Source organism: Cupriavidus sp. WS (assembly GCF_000395345.1).
Classification (GTDB): Bacteria; Pseudomonadota; Gammaproteobacteria; order Burkholderiales; family Burkholderiaceae; genus Cupriavidus; species Cupriavidus basilensis_B.
The window spans coordinates 1-746 of sequence record NZ_AQPL01000554.1 but is presented as its reverse complement, the minus strand read 5'-3'; the positions used below and the strand labels follow the sequence as shown (position 1 = coordinate 746).

Annotated in this window: 1 protein-coding gene; it reads right to left on the bottom strand. The window is 72.0% G+C overall.

All coding sequences use genetic code 11. The features are described from left to right. Nucleotides 1-25: 25 nt before the first annotated feature. Nucleotides 26-746 (bottom strand): HAMP domain-containing sensor histidine kinase (locus K206_RS40165; protein ID WP_020206810.1); only part of this gene is annotated, 721 nt, incomplete at its 5' end.

Sequence of the window (746 nt, the reverse complement as noted above, 5' to 3'; positions counted from 1 at the left end):
TGACGTTAAGTCTTTGACTTTGAAGTTAAGCCTTTGACTTTGATTCCAATCTTTCAAAGACTTCGACTCCAATCCTTCCCCCCTCCCCCACCGGCAACCCCAACACCGCCCGGACCCCCCGTCCCTGCACGCCCTCGCCCAGTTCCACCGTGCCGCCGAAGCGCGCCGCCATCTCGCGCGAGATGGCCAGCCCGAGGCCGGAGCCGGGTTCGGTGTTGCCCACGCGCCGGTAGAAGCGCGCGAACACCTTCTCGCGTTCTTCGGCGGGAATGCCGGGCCCGTCGTCCTCGACGACAAGGCGGGCAACGTCGCCGGCGCGCGCCGCGGACAGCGTGATCCGGCTGCCGCGCGGTGAATACTGGATGGCGTTGTGGACCAGGTTGGCGAACGCCTCGCGCAGCAGCGCGGCGTCGGCGCGCACCGGCAGCGCCAGCCCGGCGGGGCGTTCCCAGCCGAAGTCCTGCTGCTTGCCGCGCGCCAGCGGCAGGTAGTCCAGCGCGACCTGCTCGGCCACCGCCACGGCGTCGGTCAGCGGCGGCGGCTCGGCGTCGCCGGGGCTGTCGCTGCCCGGATGCTGGCGCACGCGCGCCAGCGCCAGCAGCTGGCTGGTGAGGCGCGCGGCCTGCTCCAGCTGGGTGACGATGCCGCCCACGGCCTCGCGCGCGGCCTGCGGCGCGTGGGCCGGATCGGCGCCGGCGCCCAACTGGCGCTGGGCGAACTCGGCCTGGGTCTTGAGGATGGCCAGG